This is a genomic window from Flavobacterium sp. (assembly GCF_035760125.1).
Lineage (GTDB): Bacteria > Bacteroidota > Bacteroidia > Flavobacteriales > Flavobacteriaceae > Flavobacterium.
The window spans coordinates 1-4,755 of record NZ_DASTTN010000347.1 but is presented as its reverse complement, the minus strand read 5'-3'; the positions used below and the strand labels follow the sequence as shown (position 1 = coordinate 4,755).

The window sequence follows — 4,755 nt, the reverse complement described above, 5'->3', positions numbered from 1 at the left end:
TTTGACAAAAATAAGATGGTGGTACAACACCGTTAAATAAACGGTAAACTAATTTGTTTTTCACAAGTCCTATTACTCCAGTTCTTGGAGAACCAGCAGGAGTAACCACATTATCAATTAATGCAGGATCGATATTTAGTGTAAAAGCCTCGCTTTCGGTAAAATCATAAACTTGACCACTATCAGTACAGATATTCAAAAGTCCTTGAAAACCAAATGGTAATTGATCTATAGTTTTCAAGTAATCACCAAAAGGAAAAGTTTCATAAAATTGGGTTGTCCCATCAGGTTTTGTGAAAGTGATATTTTGGAAAACGATGCTATTGTTGTACCCTGTTATTCTAGTGCTGTTATCTGTTTCGTTCAATTTCTTGACAGCAGTAGTTGTAATTTGAATGATACCGGAAGATGCTTCCCATTGATTTTTTATATTGGGAGTTGCTGGAGGAATTAAATCACATATATTTCCGGTAGCAACTTTACCATCATAAAAATTATACACCACTTGATTTGTCGCATTAATATCTAATTCTATTGGGTCGTTTGCAGCTGTGGGATTCTCTGTAAAAGTTTCTTCTGGAATATTTAAAATTAAAGATTCACTTTCTTTGAGTTTAAAAATAAGATTATTATCAGAACAACTGCTTGTAGTTACATCCGAAAAATCAATTGTATCCACTATTAAATCACCATCATCACAACCAGTGAAAGCGAATACACAAATCAAAATCCCTAAAAATTGTTTCATTATTTTTTATTTTGAACAAAAATAGAATTTTTAATTTGTTTCTTAAACTTTAGTAACTAAAAACATATATTTTAACAAAAAGAGTCCGTTACATTCTAAGTTCAAAAACAAAGTATCCATCAGTTATTTGGATTATTAGAAACATACAACCTTAATCTTTCAGTATCTTAGAAACATAGAGACTCAGCATCTTAATAAAGCTAAAGATTCACTCCAGAAATCCTTATCTTTGTGCCGAATTTTACTTTTCGATGAAAAAATACAAATACTATTTCGCCGCTTTTTCAGCATTTTTTATCTGGGGCTTTTTTAGTCTGGCTCTAAAACCTATTTCCAGTTATCCTTCTTTGGATATTTTGTTCTATCGTGTGTTTTTCAGCGTACTGACGATGACGGCGATAAATCTTGTTTTTAGAAAAAAGAATATCCGTAAAAACTGGAATGATTTCTCCGCGATGGCTTCAAAAAAGAAAAGAAGTATTGCTCTTTTGACCCTGGTCGGAGCTATGATTTTGGCTTCCAATTGGTTTATTTTTATTTATGTTGTTAATCATGTGAGTGTAAAGGCAGGTTCGCTTGCATACTTGATTTGCCCAATTTTGACAACTGTTTTTGCTTTCTTTTTGCTTCACGAAAAACTGAGTAAATGGCAATGGCTAGCAGTTTTTATAAGTGTTATAAGCTGTATTTTATTGTCACTAAATCATTTCCAGGACATTTTTTATAGTTTGGTAGTAGCGGCAACTTATGCATTGTATTTGGTTAGTCAGCGCAAGAATAGTGAACTTGACAAGTTTCTGGTTTTGAATATGCAATTGCTTTTTATTGCTTTGCTAATTTTGCCTTTTTATCCAAAATACAGTGGCGCAATCCCAACAGAACCTTTGTTTTATGCTTGCTTATTTTGCATTGTCGTATTTTTTACGATTATTCCCCTTTTCTTAAATTTGTATGCTTTAAAAGGCATCAATTCATCAACTGTGGGCATTCTGATGTATATCAATCCAATAATCAATTTTACTTTGGCCATATTTTACTTTAAAGAGCAAGTTACATTGCTACAAATGGTTTCCTATTCTTTAATTTTGGTCTCCATTATTGTTTTTAACAAGAAAATAATTTTTGGCAAAAAACACAAATCCAACACAATTGTTGAAGATTCAAAATCTATATAAAGATGAAAAAAGTATATCTTGATAACGCTTCCACTACTCAACTTCATCCCGAGGTGATATTGGAAATGACCAAAATATTAACCGAAGATTATGGCAATCCTTCCTCTACGCATAGTTTGGGACGCAATGCCAAAAGTATTCTTGAACTCTCCAGAAAATCCATCGCAAAGCAAATAAACGCTTCCGCGGCCGAAATTATTTTTACTTCCTGCGGTACCGAAGCCAATAACTGGATTTTGCGTTCGGCTGTAAAAGATTTGAAAGTAACCCGAATCATTACCAGCAAAATAGAGCATCATGCGGTATTGCATACTGCCATTGCGCTACAAAATGAATATGCTATTCAAGTCGATTATGTAAAAGTCAAACCTAATGGTGAAGTCGATTTAACTCATTTAGTTGAATTATTATCCGAAGAAAAAAAGACTTTGGTTTCCTTAATGCATGTCAATAATGAAACTGGAACTATTTTGGACCTTGATAGAGTGAGCCAAATCTGTAAAGAGCATCATGCTTTATTCCATTCGGATACGGTACAATCAATTGGGAAAACTAAAATTGATTTACAACATACCCCTATCGATTTTGTGGTGGCAAGCGCCCATAAGTTTCATGGACCAAAAGGAGTTGGTTTTGCTTTTGTTCGAAAAAATGCAGGATTACAACCTTTATTTTTTGGAGGAGAACAGGAAAAAGGACAGCGTCCGGGAACCGAAGCTATACATCAAATTGCAGGAATGGCAAAAGCCTTGGAACTTTCCTGTCAAAATCTTGAAGTTGAAAGCAATTACATAGCTTCACTGAAAAACTATGCCATAGAAAGATTAAAAAAAGATTTCCCAGGATTTAAAATCAATGGGGAAAAGACACTTTATAATCTGCTCAATGTTGTTTTACCTTTTGATGAAAGTAAAATCGCTATGCTTTTATTTCATTTAGACATGAAAGGCATTGCTGTTTCCAGAGGAAGCGCTTGTCAATCGGGAAGTATTAGGCCTTCGCATGTACTGGCCGAGATGTTATCTGATGAGGACTTAAAAAAACCGAGTATTCGAATTTCTTTCAGTCATTTTAACACCACAGAAGATATTGATTTATTAATGGAAGGATTAAAAAGCATTTAAATCAATTGGCTTTCTTTTTCGCCTTTTCCTGTTTTTTGAAATAACCCCGCAATAAAAAACTATGTTTCATCGCTTCGAGATCTTCATTTAGGAGAATTGTTGCTTTATTTAAGTTTGTCATTGTGGAATCTATTTTTTTGACCAAATTGGGGTCGTTGGACAAATAATTGATTGCACCATTTCCGTTTTTAGCATTCGTAATTGTTGCGTTCAAGTTGGTAACCACTTTATTAATTTCTTGACTTGACTGATCCAAATTGGTTACTATGGTTTTTATTTTTTGGGCTGTAGCAGGATCATTCAATACTCCAATAACACTGTTTTTATCGCCCAAAGCCATAACCGTTTTATTAAGATTTTCGACAATTTCGGTTGTCCCTTTGCTTGTCTTTTTTAAATAATTCATCGTTTGCTTCAAATCGGATGCCATAATTGTGTCATTGAGCAAAGTTCCTAAGGAACCTTTTCCCTGTGTTATTTCCTTGGTGATTTTAAGCAAGTCGGCTGTGAGTAATGCTGCATTTTTATTGGTTACACTCAACGTATTCAACAAATCATCAGTACGAACACGGCTAGAGGATTGTATTACATCACCAGGGTGAATTTGAGGTTGATTTCCTTTTCCTGGAGCGATATTGATCACCATGCTTCCCACCAACCCATCCGAACCAATACTGGCCAAAGCATTTTTTTTGATGTGTTGAAACATTGATTTATCGATAATCATATCAACATTAATGGTCGTGTCGTTTATCATTTCAATCCCCCTAACTGTCCCAATATTGATACCTGAATATCGAACATTATTCCCCAATTGCAATCCATTTACATTACTAAAAACAGCAGTAAGATGATCCGTTCTTCCAAACATTTTTTGCTTGTTACCAATAAAATAAACGACAAGAACAAAGAGAGTCAATCCAGTTATTACAAAAATGCCTAATTTAATTTTCTCTGAAGCAGTTTTTTCCATTTTTATACTTATTTAAAGAAAGCTTGTACTTTGGGATCTTTGGAAGTTGACAAACTCTCAAAGGTTCCTTCAGCATAATTTATTCCGTCAATTAATAAAATCATTCGGTTGGAAATCATTCTGGCACAATCGACATCGTGTGTTATAATTATGGATGAGGTATTGTATTTTTTTTGAACAGACATCATTAGCATCAGAATTTCTTTGGAAGTAATCGGATCTAATCCTGTTGTAGGCTCGTCGTACAGAATAATTTTCGGTTTCAATATTAAAGTTCTCGCCAAAGCAATTCTACGTTTCATCCCCCCCGAAAGTTCATTGGGCATAAGATTGATTGTATTGGCCAAACCCACGCTTTCTAATGCTTCCATAACCAAGGGCGTAGTATTTTGAATCACTCCAAATTTTAGAGTATGTCTCCTCAAAGGAAATTCCAAGTTTTCGCGTACCGACATTGAGTCGTACAAAGCGCTACCTTGGAAAAGAAAACCAACCTCGGTTCGAAGTTCATCCAAAGCTTCCCGAGAAAGTTGCTTGATATCCTTTTCCATCACTTCAATACTACCGTCATCTGGTTCTTCCAATCCAATAAGACATTTAATCATAACTGACTTACCCGATCCTGATTTTCCCATAACTACCAAGTTTTCTCCTTGAAATAGTTCCAAATTAAATCCATCCAAAACGCAATTGTCCCCAAAGCTTTTTTTCAAATCTTTGATGACAACAATGGCT

General features: G+C 34.4%; 5 protein-coding genes. 2 read left to right on the top strand and 3 right to left on the bottom strand.

Annotation, left to right across the window (positions count from 1 at the left end):
* A partial coding sequence (locus tag VFS71_RS12445) for a hypothetical protein (protein ID WP_326401614.1) occupies nucleotides 1-748 on the bottom strand: 748 nt, incomplete at its 3' end.
* Nucleotides 749-999: 251 nt separating this feature from the next.
* On the opposite strand from VFS71_RS12445, the gene VFS71_RS12440 reads away from it, so the two are divergent.
* Nucleotides 1,000-1,923 carry an EamA family transporter gene (locus VFS71_RS12440; protein WP_326401613.1) on the top strand — a complete coding sequence of 308 codons (924 nt, stop codon included), beginning with the start codon at nucleotides 1,000-1,002 and terminating at the stop codon, nucleotides 1,921-1,923.
* A 2-nt stretch (nucleotides 1,924-1,925) separates the two neighbouring features.
* Entirely contained in the window at nucleotides 1,926-3,047 is a 1,122-nt protein-coding gene (locus VFS71_RS12435) for a cysteine desulfurase family protein (RefSeq protein WP_326401612.1), read from the top strand.
* Between the two features lies 1 nt (nucleotide 3,048).
* Here VFS71_RS12435 and VFS71_RS12430 read toward each other — a convergent pair whose 3' ends face one another.
* Both VFS71_RS12430 and VFS71_RS12425 read right to left on the bottom strand, forming a co-directional pair.
* Nucleotides 3,049-4,020: an MlaD family protein gene (locus tag VFS71_RS12430; RefSeq protein ID WP_326401611.1), complete on the bottom strand. Its 972-nt coding sequence runs from the start codon at nucleotides 4,018-4,020 to the stop codon at nucleotides 3,049-3,051.
* 8 nt (nucleotides 4,021-4,028) lie between these two features.
* Nucleotides 4,029-4,751, bottom strand: coding sequence for an ABC transporter ATP-binding protein (locus tag VFS71_RS12425; protein WP_326401615.1), 723 nt, complete (start codon nucleotides 4,749-4,751; stop codon nucleotides 4,029-4,031).
* Nucleotides 4,752-4,755 lie beyond the last annotated feature (4 nt).